The sequence below is a fragment of the Pseudomonas sp. MWU12-2029 genome (assembly GCF_023242425.1).
Taxonomy (GTDB): Bacteria; Pseudomonadota; Gammaproteobacteria; order Pseudomonadales; family Pseudomonadaceae; genus Aquipseudomonas; species Aquipseudomonas kribbensis.
The window spans coordinates 72,286-96,286 of record NZ_JALJDY010000011.1 but is presented as its reverse complement, the minus strand read 5'-3'; the positions used below and the strand labels follow the sequence as shown (position 1 = coordinate 96,286).

The 24,001-nt window shown below is 62.5% G+C and carries 22 protein-coding genes; 13 read left to right on the top strand and 9 right to left on the bottom strand.

The window, feature by feature from the left end; all coding sequences use genetic code 11:
* Positions 1–33: 33 nt before the first annotated feature.
* The 6 genes from M5B44_RS24605 to M5B44_RS24580 all read left to right on the top strand — a co-directional run bounded on the left by M5B44_RS24605 (position 34) and on the right by M5B44_RS24580 (position 6,308).
* Positions 34–1,419, top strand: coding sequence for a UbiD family decarboxylase (locus M5B44_RS24605; RefSeq protein ID WP_248740816.1), 1,386 nt, complete (start codon positions 34–36; stop codon positions 1,417–1,419).
* Between the two features lie 11 nt (positions 1,420–1,430).
* Positions 1,431–2,054 (top strand): UbiX family flavin prenyltransferase, encoded by a 624-nt coding sequence (locus M5B44_RS24600; protein ID WP_248740919.1) that lies wholly within the window; start codon positions 1,431–1,433, stop codon positions 2,052–2,054.
* The gene (locus tag M5B44_RS24595) at positions 2,051–3,100 is read left to right on the top strand and encodes a CobW family GTP-binding protein (protein WP_248740815.1); all 1,050 of its coding nucleotides are present in this window, start codon (positions 2,051–2,053) and stop codon (positions 3,098–3,100) included. The genes M5B44_RS24600 and M5B44_RS24595 overlap by 4 nt, the downstream gene beginning before the upstream one ends.
* Positions 3,101–3,191: 91 nt before the next feature.
* Positions 3,192–4,547, top strand: a complete 1,356-nt coding sequence (locus M5B44_RS24590) for a nucleobase:cation symporter-2 family protein (protein WP_248740814.1) — start codon at positions 3,192–3,194, stop codon at positions 4,545–4,547.
* Between the two features lie 12 nt (positions 4,548–4,559).
* Complete coding sequence (locus M5B44_RS24585; RefSeq protein WP_248740813.1) at positions 4,560–5,948, top strand: amidohydrolase family protein; 1,389 nt, start codon at positions 4,560–4,562, stop codon at positions 5,946–5,948.
* A gap of 150 nt (positions 5,949–6,098) precedes the next feature.
* Positions 6,099–6,308, top strand: coding sequence for a hypothetical protein (locus M5B44_RS24580; protein ID WP_248740812.1), 210 nt, complete (start codon positions 6,099–6,101; stop codon positions 6,306–6,308).
* Positions 6,309–6,313: 5 nt separating this feature from the next.
* Here M5B44_RS24580 and M5B44_RS24575 read toward each other — a convergent pair whose 3' ends face one another.
* From M5B44_RS24575 to M5B44_RS24565, 3 genes are all read right to left on the bottom strand, one after another.
* Positions 6,314–7,234, bottom strand: a complete 921-nt coding sequence (locus M5B44_RS24575) for a DHH family phosphoesterase (protein ID WP_248740918.1) — start codon at positions 7,232–7,234, stop codon at positions 6,314–6,316.
* A gap of 75 nt (positions 7,235–7,309) precedes the next feature.
* Positions 7,310–8,593: a Zn-dependent hydrolase gene (locus M5B44_RS24570; RefSeq protein WP_248740811.1), complete on the bottom strand. Its 1,284-nt coding sequence runs from the start codon at positions 8,591–8,593 to the stop codon at positions 7,310–7,312.
* Between the two features lie 30 nt (positions 8,594–8,623).
* Entirely contained in the window at positions 8,624–10,108 is a 1,485-nt protein-coding gene (locus M5B44_RS24565) for an NCS1 family nucleobase:cation symporter-1 (RefSeq protein ID WP_248740810.1), read from the bottom strand.
* A 621-nt stretch (positions 10,109–10,729) separates the two neighbouring features.
* Here M5B44_RS24565 and hydA point away from each other — a divergent pair.
* From hydA to preA, 3 genes are all read left to right on the top strand, one after another.
* The gene (gene hydA / locus M5B44_RS24560) at positions 10,730–12,169 is read left to right on the top strand and encodes a dihydropyrimidinase (RefSeq protein ID WP_248740809.1); all 1,440 of its coding nucleotides are present in this window, start codon (positions 10,730–10,732) and stop codon (positions 12,167–12,169) included.
* Positions 12,170–12,341: 172 nt separating this feature from the next.
* On the top strand, positions 12,342–13,709 hold the full coding sequence (locus M5B44_RS24555) for an NAD(P)-dependent oxidoreductase (RefSeq protein ID WP_248740808.1): 1,368 nt from the start codon (positions 12,342–12,344) through the stop codon (positions 13,707–13,709).
* Positions 13,710–14,984, top strand: a complete 1,275-nt coding sequence (gene preA, locus M5B44_RS24550; protein ID WP_248740807.1) for an NAD-dependent dihydropyrimidine dehydrogenase subunit PreA — start codon at positions 13,710–13,712, stop codon at positions 14,982–14,984.
* A gap of 98 nt (positions 14,985–15,082) precedes the next feature.
* Here preA and M5B44_RS24545 read toward each other — a convergent pair whose 3' ends face one another.
* Complete coding sequence (locus tag M5B44_RS24545; RefSeq protein ID WP_007952885.1) at positions 15,083–15,703, bottom strand: TetR/AcrR family transcriptional regulator; 621 nt, start codon at positions 15,701–15,703, stop codon at positions 15,083–15,085.
* 147 nt (positions 15,704–15,850) lie between these two features.
* Between M5B44_RS24545 and M5B44_RS24540 the strand changes: the two genes are divergently transcribed.
* The 3 genes from M5B44_RS24540 to copD are packed head-to-tail and all read left to right on the top strand — an operon-like array spanning position 15,851 to position 17,556.
* Positions 15,851–16,285 carry a GNAT family N-acetyltransferase gene (locus M5B44_RS24540; RefSeq protein WP_248740806.1) on the top strand — a complete coding sequence of 145 codons (435 nt, stop codon included), beginning with the start codon at positions 15,851–15,853 and terminating at the stop codon, positions 16,283–16,285.
* A 47-nt stretch (positions 16,286–16,332) separates the two neighbouring features.
* The gene (copC, locus tag M5B44_RS24535) at positions 16,333–16,695 is read left to right on the top strand and encodes a copper homeostasis periplasmic binding protein CopC (RefSeq protein ID WP_248740805.1); all 363 of its coding nucleotides are present in this window, start codon (positions 16,333–16,335) and stop codon (positions 16,693–16,695) included.
* A gap of 3 nt (positions 16,696–16,698) precedes the next feature.
* The gene (gene copD, locus M5B44_RS24530) at positions 16,699–17,556 is read left to right on the top strand and encodes a copper homeostasis membrane protein CopD (protein WP_248740804.1); all 858 of its coding nucleotides are present in this window, start codon (positions 16,699–16,701) and stop codon (positions 17,554–17,556) included.
* Between the two features lie 2 nt (positions 17,557–17,558).
* On the opposite strand, the gene M5B44_RS24525 is transcribed toward copD, so the two are convergent.
* A complete protein-coding gene (locus tag M5B44_RS24525; RefSeq protein WP_085711521.1) occupies positions 17,559–18,701 on the bottom strand; it encodes an HlyD family secretion protein in 1,143 nt (380 codons plus the stop codon).
* A complete protein-coding gene (locus M5B44_RS24520) occupies positions 18,698–20,353 on the bottom strand; it encodes an MFS transporter (protein WP_248740803.1) in 1,656 nt (551 codons plus the stop codon). The genes M5B44_RS24525 and M5B44_RS24520 overlap by 4 nt, the downstream gene beginning before the upstream one ends.
* Positions 20,354–20,549: 196 nt before the next feature.
* Here M5B44_RS24520 and M5B44_RS24515 point away from each other — a divergent pair, with 196 nt between their 5' ends.
* A complete protein-coding gene (locus M5B44_RS24515; protein WP_248740802.1) occupies positions 20,550–21,500 on the top strand; it encodes a polysaccharide deacetylase family protein in 951 nt (316 codons plus the stop codon).
* A 45-nt stretch (positions 21,501–21,545) separates the two neighbouring features.
* On the opposite strand, the gene M5B44_RS24510 is transcribed toward M5B44_RS24515, so the two are convergent.
* The 3 genes from M5B44_RS24510 to M5B44_RS24500 are packed head-to-tail and all read right to left on the bottom strand — an operon-like array spanning position 21,546 to position 23,977.
* Positions 21,546–22,346 carry a sulfite exporter TauE/SafE family protein gene (locus M5B44_RS24510; protein ID WP_065258956.1) on the bottom strand — a complete coding sequence of 267 codons (801 nt, stop codon included), beginning with the start codon at positions 22,344–22,346 and terminating at the stop codon, positions 21,546–21,548.
* A gap of 9 nt (positions 22,347–22,355) precedes the next feature.
* Positions 22,356–23,600: an FAD/NAD(P)-binding oxidoreductase gene (locus M5B44_RS24505; RefSeq protein ID WP_248740801.1), complete on the bottom strand. Its 1,245-nt coding sequence runs from the start codon at positions 23,598–23,600 to the stop codon at positions 22,356–22,358.
* Positions 23,601–23,638: 38 nt separating this feature from the next.
* Positions 23,639–23,977, bottom strand: coding sequence for an ArsR/SmtB family transcription factor (locus tag M5B44_RS24500; protein ID WP_007952897.1), 339 nt, complete (start codon positions 23,975–23,977; stop codon positions 23,639–23,641).
* Between the last annotated feature and the right edge of the window lie 24 nt (positions 23,978–24,001).

Here is a 24,001-nt window from a genome sequence, read left to right as displayed (position 1 = left end):
CCCCTGCGCGCCTGCTTTTTACGAGGTGAAACCATGACCCGTTCGACGCTCGGCGACTCTCAGGATTTTCACGTATTCATCGACGCCTATCGCCGCCAGTACCCGGACGATGTGCTGACCATCACCCAACCCCTTTCTGCCGATCAGGACGTCACCGCCCTGGTCGATGCCCTCGCCGCCCAGGGCCGCGACCCGCTGTTGATCTGCGAACACGTCGGCAACCTCGGCGTGCCGGTGGCGACCAATCTGTTTGCCTCTCGCCGTCGCATCGCCCGGCTGTTCGGCGTCAGCGCCGCGCAGTTGCACGAAACCTTCCAGACCCGCGCCAACCAGCCGATCCCGCCACGCTACGTCGAAACCGGCCCGATACTCGACGAGGTGTTCGAAGGCGAAGCGCTGGATCTGGCGCAGCTGCCGATGCTCAAGCATTTCGACAGTGATCGTGGCCCCTACATCACCAACGCGATCATCATCGCCGAGGACCCGCAGACCGGCATCGCCAACATGAGCTACCACCGCTCGATGCGCCACGCCCGTGAGGCCCTGGCCACCAGCCTGCATTCACGCGGGCACCTGTGGCGGATGTTGCAGACCGCCCGCGAGCGCGGCGAAGAATTGCGCGTGGCCATGGTGGTCGGCGCGCACCCGCTGTTCATGCTCGCCGCTGCGGCTCGCTTGCCCTACGGCAGCGACGAACGCGCGGTGGCCGGCGGGTTGTTCGGTGCGCCGCTGGAACTGGTCAAGACCCCGCGCTACGGCATCGGCGTTCCGGCTTACGCCGAGTTCGTGCTCGAAGGCGCGATAGACCCGGCGGCCTATGCCGAAGAAGGTCCGTTCGGCGAATTCAGCGGTTACTCCTCGGATCGCTCGACCAACAACGTGCTGCGCGTCGACACCCTGTTACGACGCAAGGACGCCTGGCTGGTGGACGTAATGGGCGGGCGCTATGCAGAGCACCTGACCCTGGCGCGGCTGCCCCGCGAAGCGGAAATGAGCGAGAAGCTCAAGGCGCGCTTCCCCGCCGTCACTGCCGTGCATTACCCCAACTCCGGCACGCATTTTCATTGCTACGTAGCGCTGGACCAGAGCCGCGACGGTGAGGCCCGGCAGATCATGCTGGCACTGCTCGGCTGGGATCCGTACCTGAAAACCGTGATCGCGGTGGACAGCGATATCGACCTCACCGACGACAGCCAGGTGCTGTGGGCACTGGCCACGCATTTCCAGCCGCACCTCGACATTTTCACCATCGACGGTTTGCCCGGTAGCCCGCTGGACCCGTCGTCCTCGGTCAATGGCACCACTTCACGCATGGGCCTGGATGCCACGCGCGGCTCGGGGTTCGACGGGATCAAGGCACAGCTCGATCAGGACGTGCTCGAACGCGCCCGGCAACTGCTTGAAGGCCTGCCATCGTGAACCGTCAGCGGATGGTGGTCGGCATCAGCGGCGCGTCCGGGTTCATCTACGGCGTGCGCCTGCTGGAGTTGCTGGCCGGGCTGAACATCGAAAGCCACCTGATCATCAGCCGTGCAGCGCTACTGACCATGGCCCACGAAACCGACTACAAACTGGCGGACGTCACCGCCCTCGCCAGCCATTACCACCGCGCCGATGACGTCGCCGCCGGGATCGCCAGCGGTTCGTTCCGTTGCCTGGGCATGGTGGTTGCGCCCTGTTCGATGCGCACCCTGGCGGAGATCGCCACCGGCACCTCATCGGGGCTGATCGGTCGCGCCGCCGACGTCACCCTCAAGGAACGCCGCACCCTGGTGTTGATGGCCCGCGAAACGCCGCTGACCCTCGCCCACCTGCGCAACATGACCGCCGTCACCGAGATGGGCGGCATCATCGCCCCGCCGGTGCCGGCCTTCTACGCCCGCCCCGACAGCCTGGCGCAAATGGTCGACCACAGCCTCGGCCGCGTCCTCGACCTGTTCGGCCTCGATGCAGGCACCGCACTGCGCTGGGGTGAAGCCCCGGCCACCGACCAAATCCAGCGTCACTCCCCTTCATCGTGCACCGGTCTATCAATACCAAGGAGCCTCACATGAACACCCCCTTCAACGCCCCGACCCCGAACACCAAAATCCCGGTCACCATCCTCACCGGGTTCCTCGGTGCCGGCAAAACCACCCTGCTCAATTACATCCTCAAGGAAAACCATGGCCGCAAGATCGCGGTGATCGAAAACGAGTTCGGCGAGGTCGGCATCGACGGCGATCTGGTGCTCAGCTCCGAGACCGAAGAAATCTACGAAATGGTCAACGGCTGCGTTTGCTGCACCGCCGAAGTCCGCGAGGATCTGGTGCGCATCGTCCGTGAACTGGTGGCGCGCCCGGTGCGGCTCGACCACATCCTGATCGAAACCAGCGGCCTGGCCGATCCGTACCCGGTGGCCCAGAGCTTTTTCATCAACGACCCGATTGCCGAGGAAGTCGAACTCGACGCCATCGTGACCATGGTCGATGCCAAACACATCGCCCAGCACCTGGAAGACCTGCAACTGGACGGCGTCGATAATCAGGCAGTGGATCAGATCGTCTGCGCCGACCGCATCGTCATCAACAAGGTCGATCTGGTCAGTGCTGAAGAGGTGGAAATCCTGCGCGGCAAGATCCGTGGATTGAACGCCACGGCGGATCTAGTGACCTCGACCCATGCGCAGATCGACCTGTCGAAAATCCTCGGCATCGGCGCCTTCGAATGCACGCAGAAGCTGATGGAAATCGGCGCGGATCAGCACGATCACGATCACCACGACCATGACCATCACGCCGAAGAGCCCGATCACGAACACGACCCGAGCGTGTCCTCGGTGGGCATCGCCGTGGATGGCGCCGTCAACCTGATGGCGTTCCACCGCTGGATCAGCGAGTTGCGCAGTGCTCAGGCCGACAACCTGTACCGCATGAAAGGCGTGCTGGCGGTGGCCAACGAAGACCAGCGCTACGTGCTGCAAGGCGTGCACAGTCTGGTGGAGTTCCGCGCCTCGACCGCGTGGGGCAGTGAGCCGCGCTCGAGCAAGATCGTGTTCATCGGCCGCGACCTGGATCGGGCGGCGCTGAACCAGGGCTTCGCCGCCTGCCTGGCCGGCTGAAACCCGGCATCGGAGCCGGTGGATGGCGGTTCCGGGCACACAGAACGAATACCCCTCTGTACCGAATAACAACAGCTAGAGGTGATTCCCCATGTCGTCAGCCAGTTCCTCCTCCACCGTCCACCCCGTCGACCGCGTCCTGCCGGTGCGACAGATGCTCACCCTCGGCCTGCAACACATGGCCGTCTCGTACATCGGCGCCATCGCCGTGCCGTTGATTGTCGCCAGTGCCTTGAAGATGTCCCACGCCGACACGGTGGTGCTGATCAGCACCACGCTGTTCTGCTCCGGCATCGCCACCCTGTTGCAGACCGTCGGTTTCTGGAAGTTCGGCGTGCGTCTGCCGATTCTGCAAGGTGTAGCGTTCAGCAGTGTCGGACCGGTGATCGCCATCGGCAGCAATCCGGAGGTGGGTTTCGCCGGGGTCTGCGGGGCGGTGATCGGTGCGGGGATTTTCACCCTGCTGATGGCGCCGTTCGTGGGCCGCTTGCGACGATTCTTTCCGCCGGTGGTGACCGGTTGCATCGTCACGGTGATCGGTCTGCAGCTGTTCCCGATTGCCTACGAGTGGGTCGGCGGCGGGCGCAACGCGAGCAATTTCGGCGCCCCGGCGTTTCTCGCCGTGGCGGTGCTGGTGCTGCTGACCATTCTGCTGGTCAACCGTTATGGCAGCCCGTTACTGCGCAACATGGCGGTGCTGGTGGGAATGCTGGTGGGCGCCGGTCTGGCCTACGGTCTGGGCATGGGCAACTTTCACAGTGTGCAGGACGCGCCGTGGCTGACCGTGCCCTACCCGTTCTATTTCGGCCTGCCGACCTTCAGCCTGATCCCCATCGCGACCATGGTGGTGGTGATGATCGTGCAGATGGTCGAGTCCATGGGGCTGTTCGTGGCCATCGGCGACATCGTCGATAAACCGGTGGACGACAAGCAGGTGATCAACGGCCTGCGCGCCAATGGCCTGGCCAGCACCATCGCCGGGATGTTCGCCGCGTTCCCGTTCATTGCCTTCATGGAGAACGTCGGGCTGGTGATCCTGACCGGCGTGCGCAGCCGCTGGGTGGTGGCGATCAGCGGTCTGCTGATGTGCTCGATTGCCTTGGTGCCGAAGGCCGGGGCGATCATCGCCTCGATGCCGACCGCTGCACTGGGCGGTGCCGGCATCGCCATGTTCGGCGTGGTCGCGGCGGCCGGCATCCAGACCCTGGCCAAGGTCGACTACGAGCGCAACCGCTACAACGTGCTGATCGTCGGTTTCACCATCGCCGCCGCCCTGGTGCCGGTGCTCGCCCCGACCCTGTTCAAACAATTGCCCGAGTGGTCACAGCCGTTCCTGCACAGCAGCGTGGTCATCGCCTGCCTGGTGTCGGTGCTGCTCAACGCGGCGCTCAACGGCGTCAGCGTGCCAGAAACCACACCCGGCAAATCCGCCTCGCACATCCTCTGACTGGAGCTGCCCATGACTCGACTTCAAAATATCCTGATCAAAAATCCCGTGGCGGTGATGACCGGCCTGCGCGGCCCCCGGGCCCGGGCTGGCGCCGTGGACATCCGCGTGGTCAACGGCCGTATCGCCGAAATGGCCGCCAACCTTGAGCCTCAGCCTGGTGAACGAGTGATCGACGCGCGTAATTCGGTGGTCTATCCGGGCTGGATCAACACCCACCATCACCTGTTCCAGAACCTGCTCAAAGCCGTGCCCGAAGGCTTGAATCAGGATCTGCAGGGCTGGCTGGCCAGCGTGCCCTACCCGCGCCTGAACCGCTTCACCCCGCAACTGGCGCGGATTGCCGCACGGCTGGGGATGGTCGAGCTGCTGCTGTCCGGCGTCACCACCTGCGCCGATCACCACTACCTCTACCACGCCCACGGCAGCACCGAGACCGGTGATTTGCTGTTCGACCTTGCCGATGAATTCGGCCTGCGTTTCGTGCTGTGCCGTGGCGGCGCGCTGGAGTCTGCCAGCGCGCATCCAGGCTTCTCGAAAACCGCGTTGCAACCGGAATCCCTGGAACAAATGGTCGGCGATCTCGAACGGCTGAAATCGCGCTACCACCAGGACACCCCGGACGCATTGCGCCGGGTGGTCGTGGCGCCGACTACGCCGACCTTCTCGCTGCCGCCGACGCTGCTGCGCGAACTGGCGCACACCGCCCGAGGCATGGGACTGCGCCTGCACACGCACCTCTCGGAAACCGAGAATTACGTGAACTTCTGCCGCGACAAGTACAACTGCCTGCCGGTGGAGTTCGTCGCCGAACACGAATGGCTCGGCCCCGACGTCTGGTTCGCCCACGCCGTGCACCTGCAACCGGGGGAAATCCGCATGCTCGCCCAGACCGGCACCGGCGTCTCCCACTGCCCGGTGAGCAACGCCCGGCTGGGCAGCGGCGTCGCGCCGATTCCGCAGATGTACGAGGCCGGCGTGCCGATCTCCCTCGGCGTCGACGGTGTGGCCTCCAACGAATCCGGGAGCATGGTCGGCGAAGCCAACACCGCGTGGCTGATCCACCGCGCCGAACAAGGCGCCTCGGCCACCACCGCCGAAGACGTCATCCACTGGGGCACCGCCGGCGGCGCACAAGTGCTCGGCCTCGGCGCGGTCGGCACACTGGAAGTCGGTCAGGCAGCGGACCTGGTGATCTACAGCCTCGACCATCCACGCTTCTACGGCTTCCACGACAGCGCCGTCGCACCGGTCGTCGCGGGTGAACCGATTGCCGTGAAATACAGCCTGGTGGGTGGGCGGATCGTGGTCGATGACGGGGTGATTCCGGGGCTGGATATCGAGCGGATGCGGGCCGAGGCGTGGGAGGGAGTGCAGGCGATGATGACGGTCGACGATTGATGCATGACCAGTGGAAGCGGCGGTGCGACGATTCGTCTCGTCGGCTTCCACCGGCGGCATTAGCGACTTCCGGTTTTGTCGACTAACGTTAGTACCTCATCGGATTGAGCCCCTGCCAGCTACACCGGGCTCTTGATCAAGGAGAGACTGATGACATCCAACCGCCTCATCGAACAGACCTATCGCACCTGGTCCAGCCCCATCCTGCTGGAGCTGAAAAAGCGCGAGCACCAGATGGCGCCGGCCGAGCGTCAGGCGCTTGAGAATGTAATGGTGGAAAGACGATTGCTGGACGTTGGCAATCCGAATGGCGTTGAGCGGCGCAAGAGTGCGACGAGTAAAACCGACAATCCCGGGTAATCACTTCACCCGCCTGAGTTTGCATTCAGCCCCAGGCTCAGTAGCTCCTTGCGCAAGATCGAGGGCTTTAGAATCGCCGCCCCAGCCTGCCACTCAATCGGCAGCAAACCACTCAACTTCTGCTGGCTGACCTCGGGTTCGGCCAGCAAACAACTTTTGCGCTGGTTGATGCTGATGACGTTCAGCAACCAGTCATCGCCCTGCCCGTCCATCCAGCGGCAAATCTCGCTGCGATGCTTCTCGATCAATGCATCGGCGTCCCACACGGTCATCTGCGCGAAAACCTCGGGCAACCGGCTCTCGGGTTTCATGCGTTTGAGATCGGCGGCCAATGCAGCAGACATATCTGATTCGATGGCCGCCTGACATTCGAGGAAGTACTGCTCGGGCCAGTCCGCCGTGAGTTTCCCGTGTAGCGCGAGTTCGGCGTAGGCCTCGATGTCCGCCGCCGTGGTCATCTGCCCGGTGAAATTCAGCGTGTTGTCCAGAATCGCCGTGGCCAGCAGCGCGGCGCTTTGCTCGCTGATCCTCGGCAGCAAACCTGCGGTTTTCCAGCGCTGGAAAACCTGGGTCGCCGCCGCGCCGATCGGGCGGATGTCGGCAGCAGATCCGAGCTTCTGCGCCCAATGGTCTTCAAAGCCCGGATGATGGTCGATGACTTCCACCACCCGATCGAGTGCGACCATCGGGTCGAAGTGCTGGTAATCGGAAACGTCGACCAGCACGAACCCGTCGCTGGATGTCGGGCGGTAATCGTCCAGAACAGTGCCCCAGCCCAGCACGGTATTCGAGACGCTGGCATTGGGTTTTGCGCTACTGACGGCGCGGGCGGGAATGCCTTGCAGGTTGAGCAGTTCGGCGTAGGCGATGCTGCAGCCGTAGGCGTCGATGTCCAGATACGCCGAGCCTGAGGTGATGACTTTGATGGGCGACATTGCGCGTCCCTGACTTCCTTTTCCGGGGCGGCAACGTCGCACATTTTCATGAACGATTAATGAACGTCAGGCAGCGCGTTGCCCCCCGGCCACCGCTGCCGAAGCCGCCAGCATCGCCCGCAGCAACACCGCACAGCCCGCCGCCAGATCGTCCGGCGCGGCGTTTTCGATTTCGTTGTGGCTGATGCCGCCTTCGCACGGCACGAAGATCATCCCGGCCGGGCCGAGTTCAGCGAGGAAGATTGCGTCATGACCGGCACCGCTGACGATGTCCATGTGCGACAGGCCGAGACCTTTGGCGGCGCCGCGCACCGCTTCGACACAGCCTTTTTCGAAGTACAGCGGCGGGAAGTCGGCGGTCGGGGTCAGCTCGTAGGTCAGGCCGTGTTCTTCGCAAGTGGTTTCGATGACTTGCCTGACCTCCGCGATCATCGAATCGAGGCGCGCCGGTTCCAAATGCCGGAAGTCGAGGGTCATGCGCACTTCGCCGGGAATGACGTTGCGCGAGCCGGGATAGGCTTGCAGGCAACCGACCGTGCCGCAGGCGTGGGGTTGGTGGCCGAGCGCTGCGCGATTGACTGCGCCGACGATCACCGAGGCGCCGACCAATGCATCCTTGCGCAGGTGCATCGGGGTCGGGCCGGCGTGGGCTTCGACGCCGCGCAGTTTCAAGTCGAACCACTTCTGCCCCAGAGCGCCGAGCACCACACCGATGGTTTTCTGTTCGTCCTCCAGGATCGGGCCCTGTTCGATGTGTGCTTCGAAATAGGCGCCGACCTTGTGCCCGCTGACCTTGCGTGGTCCGGCGTAGCCGATGGCGTTCAGCGCTTCGCCGACCGTTACGCCGTCGGCATCGACCTTGGCCAGGGTTTCTTCGAGGGTGAATTTTTCCGCGAACACGCCGGAACCCATCATGCACGGGGCGAAGCGCGAGCCTTCTTCGTTGGTCCAGACCACCACTTCCAGCGGCGCCTCGGTTTCCACGCCCAGGTCGTTGAGGGTGCGCAGCACTTCGACCCCGGCCAGCACGCCGAAGCAGCCGTCGAACTTGCCGCCGGTGGGCTGGGTGTCGATGTGGCTGCCGGTCATCACCGGCGGCAGGTTCGGATTGCGGCCGGGGCGGCGGGCGAAGATGTTGCCGACCTCATCGACCGAGACGCTGCAACCGGCGTCCTTGCACCACTGCACGAAAATATCGCGGGCCTGACGGTCGAGATCGGTCAGGGCCAGGCGACAGACCCCGCCCTTGACCGTGGCGCCGAGTTTGGCGAGTTCCATGAGCGACGCCCACAAGCGGTCGCGGTTGATGTGCTGATGGGTCGATTGCAGAACGTCTACGGCTGCGTTCATGGGGATCTCCTCAGGCAGTTCTTATGGGAATTACAACGGCGATTTGACGATGACCGGGCTGGTCCGCATCGCGCACAACCCGTAATAGATCAATCCGCCCAGCGCCGAGCCAGTGAACCAGCCGTAGCTGTAAAACCAGCTGAACGCGCTGCTGCCCAGCGACAGCAAGGTCAGCACCACCGGCACGCCGAACGCGATGAACCCGGCCCAGTTCCACGCCGGGTACACGTCGTCCCGGTACAGGCCGGCCAGGTCCAGTTGCTGTTTCTTGATCAGGAAATAGTCCACCACCATGATCCCCGCAATCGGCCCGAGCAGGCTGGAATAGCCCAGCAGCCAGTTCGAATACACGGTTTCCAGGCTGACATCGGAGACGATCCAGCCGAGCTTTTTCAGCAACTCATGGCCCATCAGCGCGAGGCCGACGAACCCGGTGAGAATCACTGCCTTGGTGCGGTTGATGACCTTGGGCGCGATGTTCTGGAAGTCGTTGGTCGGCGAGACGATGTTGGCGGCGGTGTTGGTCGACAGCGTGGCGATGATGATCAGTGCCATGGCTACCGCGACCCACACCGGGCTCTGGATATGGCCGATCAAAGTCACCGGATCGGAGACGCTGACGCCCACCAGTTTCACCGACGCGGCGGTCATCACCACGCCCAGTGCGGCGAACAGGAACATGGTCAGCGGCAGGCCGAAAATCTGCCCGAGGATCTGATCCTTCTGGCTGCGGGCATAACGGCTGAAGTCGGGAATGTTCAGCGACAACGTGGCCCAGAAGCCAACCATCGCCGTCAGCCCGGCAGCGAAGTAGCTGACCACGCTCGCGCCTTCGGGACGCTTCGGCGGAATCGCCAGCAGTTCGGTCATCGACACATTCGGCGTGGCCCATACCAGCAGCCCAATGCCGACCGCCACCAGCAGCGGCGCCGACAGGGTTTCCAGCCATTTGATCGACTCGGCGCCACGGATCACCACCCACAGGTTCAGCGTCCAGAAGATCATGAAACCGATCACTTCCCCCGTGCCGCCGAGGGATTTCCAGCCCTCGAAGATCGAACCGAGAAACAGGTGGATCGCCAGACCGCCGAACATGGTCTGGATGCCGAACCAGCCACACGCCACCAGCGCGCGGATCAGACACGGCACGTTGGAGCCGAGAATCCCGAACGAAGAGCGCAGCAGCACCGGAAACGGAATGCCGTATTTGGTGCCGGGAAACGCATTCAGCGTCAGCGGGATGAGGACGATGATGTTGGCAAACAGAATCGCCAGCAGCGCCTCGCCGACGGTCAAACCGAAATACGCCGTGAGCACGCCGCCCAGGGTGTAGGTCGGCACGCAGATCGACATGCCGACCCACAGGGCAGTGATGTGCCATTTGTTCCAGGTTCGTTCGCGCACCTTGGTCGGTGCCATGTCGTGGTTGTAACGGGGACTGTCGAGGACGTCGCTGCCGGCTTCGAGTTCGAACAAGCCGTCGCGCTCGGTCACTTGCGATCTGTTCTGTTGCATGGCCGCTCCACTGTTTCTTCTGATTATTTTTTGCTCATCAGGCGGCTGCACTCGCGGGTGCGAGCCGGACGATGGCCGGAGGAACTGACAACCTTCATGCACCGGCCATGGTGTCAGCGGCGGCATCAATAAACGTGCCGGGTGCCCCGCTTGCGCATCGGGCCGTGCTTTTCATTTCTTGTAACCAACTGATGTTTATCAGTTTTAATTATTCACCTTATGAGCCCGCGAACACTTGACTGAACACTCAGGCTAAATGCCAGGCAAGTTGTCCGAACTGTCAGGACTCAATCTGGTGCACTGCACTTTTTTTCATCGTGGGCGCTCAGCCGCAGCTCAACTTCAAGCGGCTGATTTCACATAGGAAATCTTGCTCATATTTCCAACCTGTCAAGTGCGTCAAAATGGTGAAGTGCCTCACCATTTTGGGGATTTGTGATTTTTATCGTTATTTATCAGTAAGTTAAAACAATTATAAGCTTATAAAAAATAATCTTGATCAATTGCAGAACTGCGACTAGCGTCTATTCCTGACAGCGCTGACAAGATTACGCATTTGGCGCTGCAACTAATAAAACACTAGAACCGGCACAAGTCGGTCATGCCTGCGAGGAACTCGGAATGTCTCTGTTGATCCGTGGCGCCACCGTTGTTACCCATGATGAAAGTTACCGCGCCGATGTCTATTGCGCTGACGGCGTGATTAAAGCCATTGGTGAAAACCTGGATGTTCCCGCCGGCGCCGAAGTGCTCGACGGCAGCGGCCAGTACCTGATGCCCGGAGGCATCGATCCGCACACCCACATGCAACTCCCGTTCATGGGCACCGTGGCCAGCGAAGACTTCTACAGCGGCACCGCCGCAGGCCTGGCCGGCGGCACCACCTCGATCATCGATTTCGTGATTCCCAATCCGCAGCAATCGCTGCTCGAAGCCTTTCACCAGTGGCGCGGCTGGGCGGAGAAGTCGGCGTCGGACTATGGCTTCCACGTCGCGATCACCTGGTGGAGCGAGCAGGTCCGCGAGGAAATGGCCGAGCTGGTCAGCCATCACGGGATCAACAGCTTCAAGCATTTCATGGCCTACAAGAACGCGATCATGGCCGCCGACGACACGCTGGTCGCGAGCTTCGAACGCTGCCTGGAGCTCGGCGCCGTGCCGACCGTGCACGCGGAGAACGGCGAACTGGTCTATCACCTGCAACGCAAGTTGATGGCCCAGGGCATCACCGGGCCGGAAGCGCATCCGCTGTCGCGACCCTCGCAGGTGGAAGGTGAAGCGGCGAGCCGGGCGATCCGTATCGCTGAAACCATCGGCACGCCGCTGTACCTGGTGCACGTCTCGACCCAGGAAGCCCTCGACGAAATCACCTACGCCCGCAGCAAGGGCCAACCGGTCTACGGCGAAGTGCTGGCCGGGCATCTGCTACTGGACGACAGCGTCTATCAACACCCGGACTGGCAAACCGCCGCCGGTTACGTGATGAGCCCGCCGTTCCGTCCGCGCGGGCATCAGGAAGCGCTGTGGCATGGTCTGCAGAGCGGCAATCTGCACACCACCGCCACCGACCATTGCTGCTTCTGCGCCGAGCAGAAAGCCGCCGGCCGCGACGACTTCAGCAAGATCCCCAACGGCACTGCCGGCATCGAAGACCGCATGGCGGTGTTGTGGGATGAAGGGGTGAACACCGGGCGGTTGTCGATGCAAGACTTCGTCGCCCTCACCTCCACCCACACCGCCAAGATCTTCAACCTCTACCCGCGCAAAGGCGCAATCCGCGTCGGCGCCGATGCCGACCTGGTGCTGTGGGACCCGCAAGGCACCCGCACCATCTCCGCCAAGACCCACCATCAGCAGGTGGACTTCAACATCTTCGAAGGCAAGACCGTGCGCGGTGTGCCGAGCCATACCGTCAGCCAGGGGAAAGTGGTCTGGGCCGACGGCGACCTGCGCGCCGAGCGTGGGGCGGGCCGGTATATCGAACGGCCGGCGTATCCGGCGGTGTTTGATTTGCTGAGCAAGCGGGCTGAGTTGCACAGGCCGGTTGCGGTTAAACGCTGAAATCCAGGCCTTCGGCCTTCGCTAGCAAGCTAGCTCCCACAGGGAAACGCATTCCAAATGTGGGAGCGAGCTTGCTCCGGGCGGCGATCCGACGAAGAGGCCCGCACAGACAACACAAAAACCACTGCCCGACAGAGGCAGAAAACCTCAAATAACCGTGAGGCAAAAAACCGTGATCGAGACCCTGAACCATCTCCCGCACCCGCACGAAAGTGCGGCCGCCCTCGCCGGCCACTTCACCGATCTGGCGCCGCCGTTCAACGACCGTCAGGCGCATCTGGAAGCCTCGCGCTGCCTGTATTGCTACGACGCGCCGTGCGTGAATGCGTGCCCGAGCGAGATCGACATCCCGTCGTTCATCCGCAACATCCATCAGGACAACGTGCCGGGCGCCGCGCAGAAAATCCTCTCGGCGAACATCCTCGGCGGCAGTTGCGCCCGGGTCTGTCCGACCGAGATCCTTTGCCAGCAAGCCTGTGTGCGCAACAACGCCCACGAATGCGCGCCAGTGCTGATCGGCCTGCTGCAACGCTACGCCGTGGACAACGCGCACTTCGCCGAACATCCGTTCCAGCGCGCCGCCGCCACTGGCAAACGCATTGCCGTGGTCGGTGCCGGTCCGGCGGGTCTGTCCTGTGCCCACCGCAGCGCCATGCACGGGCATGACGTGGTGATTTTCGAAGCGCGGGAGAAGGCTGGCGGGCTCAACGAATACGGAATCGCCAAATACAAACTGGTCGACGACTACGCGCAGAAGGAACTGGATTTCCTCCTGCAAATCGGCGGCATCGAAATCCGCCACGGGCAGAAACTCGGTGAGAACCTGACACTCAGCGAACTGCACCAGCAATTCGACGCGGTGTTCCTCGGCCTCGGCCTCAACGCCAGCAAACAACTCGGCCTCGCCCACGAAGACGCCCCCGGCCTGCTCGCCGCCACCGACTACATCCGCGAACTGCGCCAGGCCGATGACCTGTCGCAACTGCCGCTGGCCGAACACTGCATTGTCCTCGGCGCCGGCAACACCGCCATCGACATGGCCGTGCAAATGGCCCGTCTCGGCGCCCGCGACGTCAATCTGGTCTATCGCCGTGGCGCGGCGGACATGGGCGCCACCGGCCACGAGCAGGACATCGCCAAAGCCAATCAGGTGCGGCTGCTTACCTGGGCACAACCGGACGAAGTGCTACTCGATGCTCAGGGCAAGGTGCGCGGCATGCGCTTCGCCCGCACCCATCTGGTGGAAGGTCGCCTGCAAACCACGGGCGAGACCTTCGAACTGGCGGCCGATGCGATCTTCAAAGCCATCGGCCAGGCCTTCGACGGCAGCGCCCTCGCCGATCCGCTGGCCCGTGAGCTGAAGCGTCAGGGCGAACGGATTCAGGTCGATGAAAACCTGCGCACCAGCATCCCCGGCGTGTATGCCGGCGGCGACTGCACCAGCCTCGATCAGGACCTGACCGTGCAAGCGGTGCAACACGGCAAGCGCGCCGCCGAGGCGATCAACGCTCAACTGATGCTCAACGTGGAGGCTGCGTAAATGGCCGATCTCTCGATTGTCTTCGCCGGCATCAAAGCCCCCAACCCGTTCTGGCTGGCCTCCGCGCCGCCGACCGACAAGGCCTACAACGTGGTGCGCGCCTTCGAGGCCGGCTGGGGCGGCGTGGTCTGGAAAACCCTGGGTGAAGACCCGGCGGCGGTCAACGTGTCCTCACGCTACTCGGCGCATTACGGCAACAACCGCGAAGTGCTGGGCATCAACAACATCGAACTGATCACCGACCGCTCGCTGAAGATCAACCTGCGGGAAATCACCCAGGTGAAAAAGGACTGGCCGGACCGCGCACTGATCGTGTCGCTGATGGTGCCGTGCGTCGAGGAGTCGTGGAAACACATCCTGCCGCTGGTGGAAGCCACCGGCGCCGACGGCATCGAGCTGAATTTCGGCTGCCCCCACGGCATGCCCGAACGTGGCATGGGCGCGGCGGTCGGTCAGGTGCCAGAGTATGTCGAGCAGGTCACGCGCTGGTGCAAGACCTATTGCTCGTTGCCGGTGATCGTCAAACTGACGCCGAACATCACCGACATCCGCGTCGCCGCCCGCGCCGCGCACCGGGGTGGCGCTGATGCGGTGTCGCTGATCAACACCATCAACTCGATCACCAGCGTCGATCTGGAACACATGGTCGCCCTGCCCACCGTCGGCAGCAAAAGCACCCACGGCGGTTATTGCGGCTCGGCGGTCAAGCCGATCGCGCTGAACATGGTCGCGGAAATCGCCCGTGATCCGCAGACCCAGGGCCTGCCGATCTGCGGCATTGGCGGCATCGGCAGTTGGCGCGACGCGGCGGAGTTCATCGCCCTGGGCAGCGGCGCGGTGCAGGTGTGCACGGCGGCGATGCTGCATGGTTTCCGGATTGTCGAGGAAATGAAGGACGGCTTGTCGCGGTGGATGGACAGTCAGGGTTACGCCAGCATCGCCGAGTTTTCCGGGCGTGCGGTGGGCAACACCACGGACTGGAAGTACCTGGACATCAATTATCAGGTGATTGCGAAGATCGACCAGGAAGCGTGCATCGGTTGCGGGCGTTGCCACATTGCCTGCGAGGACACGTCGCACCAGGCGATCAGCAGCCTGAAACAGGCCGATGGCACGCATAAATATGAAGTGATCGATGACGAGTGTGTGGGGTGCAATCTGTGCCAGATCACCTGTCCGGTGGCGGACTGTATCGAAATGGTGCCGATGGAAACGGGCAAGCCGTTTCTGGACTGGAATCATGATCCGAGGAATCCCTACCATGTAGGTGCCTGAACCACCGCCATCGCTAGCAGGCTAGCTCCCACTGTTGGAATGCACTTCCCTGTGGGAGCTAGCCTGCTAGCGATGAGGCCGGCAGCCGCACCCTTGCCTCATGGCTCCAACCCTATCCCCCGCAGAATCACGCTAGTCACCGTCTGCACAGCCCGCTCGAACTGCATGTCCGACAACGGCTGATGCTCATTCAAAATATTCACCTGATGATCGAAGTCCGCATAGTGCTGCGTCGACGCCCAGATCATATAGAGCAGGCTCGAAGGCTCCACCGGCAGAATCCGTTTGTCCTCCACCCACTGACGGATCTTCGCTTCTTTCATCTTCGCCCAATCGTACAGGCTCACATCCAGCGCCTCACCCAGGGTCGGTGCGCCGTGGATGATTTCGTTGGCCCAGACTTTCGAGCCGTAGGGCCGGCTGCGCGAGTGGTTCATCTTGGCGCGGATGTAGCTGCTGAGCACCACGCGCGGATCGTCGAACATCTCGAAGCACAGCGCGTCCTGTTTCCATACTTCCAGCAGGTCGAACAGCACGGCGCTGTACAGCTCGCTCTTGGTTGAGAAGTAGTAATGCAGATTGGAGCGCGGCAGCTGCACTTCGGCGGCGATGTCGGCCATGGCGGTGCCGCCGAAGCCTTTTTCGGCGAAGACTTTTTCCGCCGCCAGCAGGATCTTGTCGACGTTGGTGCGGCGGATTTCGATCTTGTGATTGCCCATGAGGGCTCCCTGAAGACAACGTTGTTGAAGACTAGCATCCGCTCTGGGCAAGGGGCGACAGGCGAGAACGATTCTTCACACACTTGGGCTTTTTTCTGGTTTAGGATCGCCCCCCTTCTCCCTGTCAGACACTGAAGGATCTTGTCCATGACCATTCGCAAACGTATTGCCGCGGACGATCAGCAACTTGCCGACCTGTGGGAACGTTCCGTCCGCGCCACCCACGACTTTCTTCCGGAAGACGACATTCACCGACTGTTTCCGCTGGTCCGTGACGCCTACCTCCCCGCGCTGGAGGTCTGGGTCTTCGAGAACCCCGACAACTCTCCGGCAGGCTTTATTGCCACCGACGACGACACCGTGCAGATGCTGTTCATCGACTCGGCTCAGCGTGGCAAGGGCATCGGTCGACGCTTGCTCGACCATGTCCGCCGCCCGTTGCTGAAGGTCGACGTCAACGAACAGAATCCCCAGGCCCACGGCTTCTATCTGCACTACGGCTTCGAGGACATCGGCCGCTCGGAACTCGACGGCGAAGGCCGGCCCTTTCCGGTCGTGCACATGCGCCTGAAAAGCTTGTGAACCTCGCTCTATACTCAGCCCGCCATTTCACTGAAAGGACACTGCCCATGTCGATGAAAAAGCTGTTCACCGCCGGCGCCCTGCTCGCTTCGCTGGTCGTCACCTCCCAGGCGTTCGCCCATGCGCATCTGAAAAGCGAAACCCCGGCCGCCGACAGCACCGTCGCCGCGCCTGCGGATCTGCGCCTGGTGTTTTCCGAAGGCGTCGAAGCCAGCTTCACCAAAGTCATCGTGACCCACGACGGCGCGCCGGTGAAGATCAAGCCGCTGACCACCGAAGGCGACAAGAAAACCTTGATCGTCACCCCCGAAGCACCGTTGACCGCTGGCCAATACAAGGTCGAATGGCACGCGGTGTCGGTCGATACGCACAAGAGCGAAGGCGCCTATCAGTTCAAGGTTGGCCAGTAATTCATGAGCGACGCGCTGGTGCTGTGCCGGTTCCTGCATTTCATCGTGGTGTTGATGCTGTTCGGGGCCTGGCTGTTCCGGCCGCTGCTGCTCAAGGATGAGGCGCCGGCGCTGGATCGGCATCTGGCGCGACTGGCCCGCTGGTTGACGGCGATTGCGCTGGCCAGCGGCGTCGCCTGGGCGTTGCTGATCACCGCGAGCATGGCCGGCTCGGCTGCAGCGGCGTTCGACCCGGACACCGTCGAGCTGGTGCTGGGCCATACGTTTTTCGGTCAGGTGTGGCGCTGGCATCTGCTGATCAATGCCCTGTTGCTGGCGTTGCTGTTTACGCCCTGGCGTTCGAGCCAGCCATTGCGGCTGGGCCTGAGCGCATTGCTGCTGATGACCCTTGCGCCGGTCGGCCACGGGGCGATGCTCGACGGATTCAGCGGCCAGATGCTGATCCTTAATCAGATCGTTCACCTGACCTGCGTCGGCGCCTGGCTCGGTGGGTTGTTGATGCTGGTGATGATCCTGCGCCAGTCCGGCGAAACGGTGCGCTACGTCTTGCAGCGATTCAGCGGGGTCGGCTACGTACTGGTTGCCGGTTTGCTGATCACCGGAATGATCAACGTGCGCGTTCTAACCGGCCAATGGTGGCCGACGCCGTTGTTCTCGGGATTCGCCCTGATCCTGCTGATCAAGGCTTTGCTGGTGCTCGGGATGCTGGGGCTGGCGCTGTTCAATCGCTTGCGCATCCGTGATTGCGAACAGCGCGTCGACACCCTCAAACGCAGTGTGATGCTGGAGTGGCTGTTGGGGATCGGCGCGGTGGCGGCGGTTTCCGTGCTCGGCACCCTGCCGCCGATGATCGCCGCCTGACGTCAGTGTTTCTGAGTATCACCCTTCGCCGTATCGATGCTGACCACCACCGACATCCCCGGCCGCAAGCGCTCGATTTCCTGCTGATCCGGATCGATGGTCACCCGCACCGGCACCCGCTGGGCGATCTTCACGAAGTTGCCGGTGGCGTTGTCGGCCTGCAATAACGCGAATTCCGAACCGGTGCCGGGCGAGATGTGCTGAACGTGGCCGGTGAATTTGCGGTGGTTCAGCGCATCGACGGTGAAGCTCACCGGTTGCCCGACCCGCACGTTGTCCATCTGGGTCTCTTTCATGTTGGCGATCACCCACTTCTGGTCCGGCACCAGCGCCATCAACTGCGCCCCGGAATTGACGTAGGCACCGAGGCGCACGCCGATCTGCCCGAGCTGACCGTCACGCGGGGCGATAATCCGGGTGTTGGACAGATCGATCCGCGCCAGTTGCACCGCGGCCTCGGCGCTGGCCACGGCGGCCTCCAGCGAACCGCGATTGACGATCACCGTTTGCAGATCCTGCCGGGCGATTTCCAGATTGGCCTTGGCCTGCGCTACGGACGCAATGCTTTGCGCATTGGCGGCCAGCGCCACGTCCATCTCGCGTTTGGACACCGAACCATCGTTGACCAGCGCCGTGTTGCGGCGCAGGTCAGCCTCGCTTTTGCGCAACTGCGCCTCGCTGTCGGCCACCACCGCCTGTCGCAACTTGATGGTCGCTTCGGCGCTGTTGCGCTGCTGCACTACATTGGCCAGTGAGGCTTTCTGCACCGCCAGTTGCGCCAGTGACTGATCGAGACGCTGCTGATAAATCCGGTCATCGAGACGTACCAGCAAATCCCCGGCCTTCACAAACTGAAAATCCTGCACCGGGACTTCATAGACATAACCGCTGAGCTGCGGGCCGATGATCGTCACCTGCCCGCGCACCAGAGCGTTTTCGGTGGTTTCGACCGCACTGCTGAACGGCGGCAACTGCCACGCATACAGCACGATCAGCACACCGACGATGGCAATCGCGGCAAAACCCAGCGACGAGATGATCCGCACCCGCAACGAGCGCGGCTCGGTGTTCGGTGATGACGGCGGTGCCTCGCCCTCGGGCGTGGCGGCAATGGCATTAGTGGTCGTGGTGGTCGGTTCAGTCATGAAGAAGTGGCACCGCTGGAAGGTACGGAAGGTGTCGGAGCGACGGCTTTGGTGGTGCTGATCAGCCATAGCGCACGGATGGAAATCCAGATCATGGTGAGGATCGCGATCACCGCGATCAGCATGAACACATCGTTGTAGGCCAGCACGTTGGCCTCACGGGTGGCGGCGTTGGCCAGGCTGCGAATGCCTTGCAGGTTGCGCAGGCTCGGGTCCGCTATCAGGGAGCCGACCGCCGAACCGCCACTCTGCACCCGAGCGGCCACCAACGGGTCGGACAGCACCAGTTGCTCGACGATATGGCTGGAATGGAATTTCTCGCGAACGATCTGGAACGTCCCCAGCAACGCCGCGCCGATCAGGCCGCCGAGGTTGTTGCAGATCCCGAACAGCACGGAAAAGCTCACCAGATTGCGCGGATTGGTCAGCACGTTGCGGGTGCCAAGGACCATGGTCGGACCGAGGAAAAAGGTGCTGCCGAAGGCCAGCAGGAACTGGCTGAAATACAGGTTTTCCGGACGGGTCAGGTTGTTCGAGGAACTGTCGATGATCGAACCGGTGGCCATCAACGCCAGCGAGACAATCAGCGGCATCAGCAGGTGTTTCGGGTCGATGGTCAGCGCACTGGTCAGCAGCCCGGCGACGCTGCCGATCAGCATCACCACGTACAGGCTGTGCAACTGCTGGCTGCTCATGTTCAGGTTCTGCATGAAACCCACGGCGCCGGTAGATTGCTCCGAGGTCACCATGCGAATCAGGATCACCGCCAGCGCCAGACGAATCATCACTCCGCTGCCGAGCCAGCGGGTCATCAGCATCGGGTTGCTGCGGTTGTGCTCGATGGCCAGCCCCGCGAGGATCAGGGCAATCGATGCGGCGAGGGCAATGCCGATCCATCGCGCCTCCAGCCACCAGTCAATCCGGCCCAGGGACAGCACCGCACACAACAGCGCCACTCCGGTGGCGAGGATGGCGAAAGTCAGGAAGTCGAGGGGCTCGAAAGTCTTGAAGCGGTCACCCGGCGGCAGCTTGAGCATCAGTACGCAGCCCAGCGACAGCAGCGCCATGCCCAATTCGAACAGGTACAGGCCGCGCCATTCGGCGATCTGCAAAAGGTCTTCGGAAAACAACCGCGCCAGCGGCAAGGCCAGTTGCGAAGTGCCCAGCCCCAGCACCAACGCCTTCATCCGCCACTTGGCCGGGAACGCCTGCACCATGTAATACAGGCCCAGCGAACTCAGCGCCGCGCCGACCATGCCGTGGGCTGCTCGCACGGCAACCGCCGAATTCAGGTCATTGACGAACAGATGGCCGAAGGTCACCAGCGCATACAGCACCAGAAACACCTCGGTGAATGCCCGCAAGCCGAACTGCTGGCGAAACTTCACCAGCAGCAGGTTCATCGACACGTTGGTCATCACATACGCCGCCGGCAGCCAGGCCATCTCCGCCGTGGTCGCCCCGAGCGCACCTTGCAGATAAGGCAGGTTGGCGACCACCAGCGAGTTGCCCAATCCGCCGGTCAACGCCACCAGCAACCCGACCAGCGCATACGCCAGGCGCTTGGGGTTGGAGTGCAACGGCGTCGAGGGGGATCCGGGCAGACTGGGCTTCTCGTGAGGCTGCCAGTTGCGCGGGGCGTATCGATCCATGGAAAGGCCTTGTACGGTGATGGCTTGAGTGTGCCGCAAAACGGCAGCCAAACACATATCCCTGTGGGAGCTTGCTCCCACAAGTCAGTGGTGGATTCGTAAATTTTGTTTAAAGGTCATCTCGCCCGCAGCGGATTTTTCCCAAGCGTAGCGGATGCCAACCTTGCCGCACTTCTCAACCTGCAAGGTGCCCGTTATGACCACGTCCCGCTGGCAACGCTCCCCGCGTCTGCTGAAAAACCTGCTGGCAGCCACCCTGTTGCTGCCCGCCCTCGCCTTCGCCCAGGAACGCCCGTGGCCGGATGGCTCGCAACTGGTGATTTCGGTGTCGATGCAATTCGAAACCGGTGGCCAGCCCGAGGGCGCGGAAAGCCCGTTCTCCGGCACACCATTGCCAAAAGGCTACCCGGATCTGCCGGCGCAGACCTGGTTCGATTACGGCTACAAGGAAGGCCTGTGGCGCATGCTCGATCTGTGGGATCGCACCGGCATCAAGGTCACCTCCCACGTGGTCGGCGAAGCGGCGCTCAAGCACCCGGAACTGGCCAGGGCGATAGCCGAGCGCGGCCATGAATTGGCGGCCCACGGCATGCGCTGGGCCGATTCATACAACATGAACTACGCCCAGGAAAAACAGTTCATCGGTGACGGCGTCGCGGCGGTAGAGAAAATCACCGGCCAGCGCTCGGTGGGTTACAACGCCAACTGGCTGCGGCGCAGTCCCAATACGCTAAAGGTGCTGCAGGACCTGAACTTCACCTACCACATCGACGATGTCAGCCGCGATGAGCCCTTCGTGACCATGGTTCGCGGGCGCAAATTCGCCGTGGTGCCCTACACCCTGCGCAACAACGACATTGTGCTGATCGAAGGCAGGCATTTCTCCGCCGAGCAGTTTTATCAGCAGCTGGTGCTGGAATTCGATCGCCTCTACGCCGAAGGCGCGAGCAAGCGGCGGATGATGTCAGTGAGTCTGCACGACCGCATCGGCGGCACGCCGGCAATGGTCGAGGCGATGGAGCGTTTTATCCGCTATGCGCAGTCACATCCGAAGGTGACCTTCATGCGCAAGGATCAGATCGCCCAGGTGGTGCTGACCGAGAAAAACCCGCTGATCGACAACACCGAGGCAGCGTACAACCAGTGACAAAAAAAATCGCAGCCAAGGCTGCGATTTTTTCTGCTTGACCACTCACGCCCGCAGCAGCATATAAGCCGCAACCACCAGGCACACACTGGCGAATCCCACCTGCAATGTCCTCGCCGGCACTCGCGCGCAAAGTTTGCGCCCGATGATCATGCCGACAATGCTGGCCACGATAAACGCCGCGCCCAAATGATCGATCCGCACCCCGGCATGGAACGCGCCGATCACGCCGATGGCGGAAATCAGGCTGATGACCATCAGCGACGTGGCGACGATGCCGCGCATCTGCACATCGGTCAGTTGCTTGAACGCCGGCACGATCAGGAACCCGCCGCCGACGCCGAGAAGTCCGGACACCACACCAGTGACCGCGCCCAGCGCCGCGAGGGTTGCGGTGCATTTGGCGGTCCAGTCGAAACGGCCGGTCTGTTCATTGAGCATGCAGTTCTTCTGGCCCCAACTGGCGTGGCCATGATCGCTCGGCCCCTCTTGCTGGCGTTCGCGACGCAGCATGCGCCAGGCCACCATGACCATCAGCAGGCTGAAGAGGATCATCAGGACCTTTTCCGGCAACTGGTGCGCGAAGTAGATGCCCAGCGGCGAAAACACCGCCCCGAGCGCCGCGATCAACAGCGCCGCGCGGTAGCGCACCAGTCCATGACGCAAACCATCGATGGCCCCGACCGCCGCCGCACTGCCCACGGCAAACAATGCCACCGGCGCCGCTTGCGTCATCGTCCAGCCCAGACCGAGCACCAGCGCCGGCACCGCGAGAATCCCGCCGCCGGCCCCGGTCAGCCCGAGGATCAATCCCATCACCACGCCAAACAGACTTGCCAGCAACATAGGGAGTTCTCAGTCGACTTTGGACAGACTCGTCAGCCACTCACGGCCCTTGAGCATGCCGTTCCAGTAGAACCACGGCAGCAGGGACGCCTTCAGCCACCACGCGGAACGCCGTGGCACGGTCGGGTCGAGGGGAAAGGTCGGCAGCAACTTGCCGCCATAGCCGAACTCGGCGAGGATCACCTTGCCCTTCTCCACCGTCAGCGGGCAGGAGCCGTAGCCGTCGTATTTCAGCGGCAACGCCAGAGACTTGCGCTGGGCCAGCAGGTTCTCGGCGACCACCACGACCTGCTTGCGCACGGCAGCAGCGGTTTTCGCGTTGGTGGTGTTGCAGATATCACCGAGCGCAAACACCTCGGGATAACGCGGATGTTGCAGGCTGTGCGGGTTGACCTCGCACCAGCCGGCGGCGTCGGCCAGCGGACTTTGTGCGATGAAGTCCGGGGAAACCTGTGGCGGCACCACGTGCAGCAGATCGAAGGTCTTGGCCACCCGAGTGACGTTGCCGTCGGCATCCTTGATCTCGAACCAGGCGGTTTTCGCCGGGCCGTCGACCTTCACCAGATTGGCATTGAACGCCAGGCGGGCGTTGTATTTTTCGATGTACTTCATCAGCGGCGGCACGAACGTCGCCACGCCGAACAGCGCCGCGCCGGCCAGGTTGAATTCAACCTCGACCTTGTTCAATACGTCCTTCTTGAGCCAGTGATCGCAGGACAGGTACAGCGCCTTCTGCGGCGCGCCCGCGCATTTGATCGGCATCGCTGGCTGGGTGAACAGCGCCTTGCCGCCGCGCAACTTCTGCACCTGATCCCAGGTGTACTGCGCATGCTGGTAGCTGTAATTGGAGGTGACGCCGTGCTGGCCGAGGTTTTCCTGCAAGCCTTCGATTTTCTCCCAGGCCAGACGCAGGCCGGGGCAGACAATCAGATTCTGGTAGCTGACAGTCCGTTGATCGTTGAGGGTGAGCTGGCGGTTGTCGGGATCGATGGCCGTCACTGCCGCTTGAATCCAGGTGGCCTGGCGCGGCATCACCTTGTTCATCGGTCGGGCGGTATCTTTGGCGTCGTAGGCACCACCGCCGACCAGCGTCCACGCCGGTTGGTAGTAATGCTGGGCACTCGGCTCGATCACCGTAACTTTCAGGTGCGGATCACGCTTGAGCAGACTGGCGACAAAACCGATGCCGGCGGTGCCGCCGCCGATGACCACGATGTCTGCACTGATGGATGGGCCCCAGTGTTGATCGTTCATTGCTTGTTCCTTATTGCTGCACGCAAGGATAGCCGGGTCTATTGCGCCCAGCTTTTGAGCACGGCTCCGCAGTAGAGTCCGGACAGGGTTTTCATCACCTGGATGACTTCATGACTGGCGAGGCCGTAGAAAATGTACTTGCCTTCACGTCGGGTCGCGACCAGCCCTTCATCGCGCAGGATGCCCAACTGTTGGGACAGGGTCGGCTGGCGCACGCCGGTCATTTTCTCCAGCTCGCCGACATTGCGTTCGCCCTGGGTCAACTGGCACAGGATCAGCAGCCGGTCCTCATTGGCCAAGGCCTTGAGCAGCGAACAGGCCTTGGAGGCCGAGGCCCGCAGTTGGGCGACTTCACATTCGGTCAGACTGGATTGCATTTGCAGGATGCCTTCAACGTCACT

What these genes read in the sequence shown, in the direction of transcription:
- M5B44_RS24605 (WP_248740816.1), top strand. Translation starts at nt 34, where the DNA reads ATGACCCGTTCGACGCTCGGCGACTCTCAGGATTTTCACGTATTCATC.
- M5B44_RS24600 (WP_248740919.1), top strand. Translation starts at nt 1,431, where the DNA reads ATGGTGGTCGGCATCAGCGGCGCGTCCGGGTTCATCTACGGCGTGCGC.
- M5B44_RS24595 (WP_248740815.1), top strand. Translation starts at nt 2,051, where the DNA reads ATGAACACCCCCTTCAACGCCCCGACCCCGAACACCAAAATCCCGGTC.
- M5B44_RS24590 (WP_248740814.1), top strand. Translation starts at nt 3,192, where the DNA reads ATGTCGTCAGCCAGTTCCTCCTCCACCGTCCACCCCGTCGACCGCGTC.
- M5B44_RS24585 (WP_248740813.1), top strand. Translation starts at nt 4,560, where the DNA reads ATGACTCGACTTCAAAATATCCTGATCAAAAATCCCGTGGCGGTGATG.
- M5B44_RS24580 (WP_248740812.1), top strand. Translation starts at nt 6,099, where the DNA reads ATGACATCCAACCGCCTCATCGAACAGACCTATCGCACCTGGTCCAGC.
- M5B44_RS24570 (WP_248740811.1), bottom strand. Translation starts at nt 8,593, where the DNA reads ATGAACGCAGCCGTAGACGTTCTGCAATCGACCCATCAGCACATCAAC.
- M5B44_RS24565 (WP_248740810.1), bottom strand. Translation starts at nt 10,108, where the DNA reads ATGCAACAGAACAGATCGCAAGTGACCGAGCGCGACGGCTTGTTCGAA.
- hydA (WP_248740809.1), top strand. Translation starts at nt 10,730, where the DNA reads ATGTCTCTGTTGATCCGTGGCGCCACCGTTGTTACCCATGATGAAAGT.
- preA (WP_248740807.1), top strand. Translation starts at nt 13,710, where the DNA reads ATGGCCGATCTCTCGATTGTCTTCGCCGGCATCAAAGCCCCCAACCCG.
- M5B44_RS24545 (WP_007952885.1), bottom strand. Translation starts at nt 15,703, where the DNA reads ATGGGCAATCACAAGATCGAAATCCGCCGCACCAACGTCGACAAGATC.
- M5B44_RS24540 (WP_248740806.1), top strand. Translation starts at nt 15,851, where the DNA reads ATGACCATTCGCAAACGTATTGCCGCGGACGATCAGCAACTTGCCGAC.
- copC (WP_248740805.1), top strand. Translation starts at nt 16,333, where the DNA reads ATGTCGATGAAAAAGCTGTTCACCGCCGGCGCCCTGCTCGCTTCGCTG.
- copD (WP_248740804.1), top strand. Translation starts at nt 16,699, where the DNA reads ATGAGCGACGCGCTGGTGCTGTGCCGGTTCCTGCATTTCATCGTGGTG.
- M5B44_RS24525 (WP_085711521.1), bottom strand. Translation starts at nt 18,701, where the DNA reads ATGACTGAACCGACCACCACGACCACTAATGCCATTGCCGCCACGCCC.
- M5B44_RS24520 (WP_248740803.1), bottom strand. Translation starts at nt 20,353, where the DNA reads ATGGATCGATACGCCCCGCGCAACTGGCAGCCTCACGAGAAGCCCAGT.
- M5B44_RS24515 (WP_248740802.1), top strand. Translation starts at nt 20,550, where the DNA reads ATGACCACGTCCCGCTGGCAACGCTCCCCGCGTCTGCTGAAAAACCTG.
- M5B44_RS24510 (WP_065258956.1), bottom strand. Translation starts at nt 22,346, where the DNA reads ATGTTGCTGGCAAGTCTGTTTGGCGTGGTGATGGGATTGATCCTCGGG.
- M5B44_RS24505 (WP_248740801.1), bottom strand. Translation starts at nt 23,600, where the DNA reads ATGAACGATCAACACTGGGGCCCATCCATCAGTGCAGACATCGTGGTC.
- M5B44_RS24500 (WP_007952897.1), bottom strand. Translation starts at nt 23,977, where the DNA reads ATGCAATCCAGTCTGACCGAATGTGAAGTCGCCCAACTGCGGGCCTCG.